The organism is Burkholderia sp. RS01 (assembly GCF_039748055.1).
GTDB lineage: Bacteria > Actinomycetota > Actinomycetes > Actinomycetales > Micrococcaceae > Arthrobacter.
This window is the reverse complement of record NZ_JBDLAK010000065.1, coordinates 1-361: the sequence shown is the minus strand read 5'-3', so window position 1 is coordinate 361 and position 361 is coordinate 1. Positions and strand designations below refer to the sequence as shown.

General features: G+C 70.9%; 1 protein-coding gene. It reads left to right on the top strand.

Annotation, left to right across the window (positions count from 1 at the left end):
- On the top strand, positions 1 to 361 hold a 361-nt coding region (locus ABFP37_RS22540; RefSeq protein ID WP_347035039.1), incomplete at both ends, for a hypothetical protein.

Below are 361 nucleotides of genomic sequence, written 5' to 3'. Positions count from 1 at the left end.
CCACCTCGAAATCTTCGCCACCGCCGACCAATACGAACACCTCCTCACCGTCATGAACACCGCCACCAACCCCCGCACCCCACCCACCACCGGCCCCGGAACCGGCACAGACGGCACAGACGGCGCCGACGGCACCACCACGGACACGAACGAAGGCACCGCTGCGGGACCTCACACCGGGCCGGGGTTCGGCGCGGCAGCCGAGGCCGCCGCCGACACTTCCCACCTGGAACGCCGCACGCGGCCCCAGCAACTCCTCGACGGCCTCATCGGCGCCTGCAAAACCGCCCTCGCCACCGCAACCCTGCCCGCCACCGGCGGCCTCCGACCCCAGGTCATGGTCACCATCAGCTACCAGGAC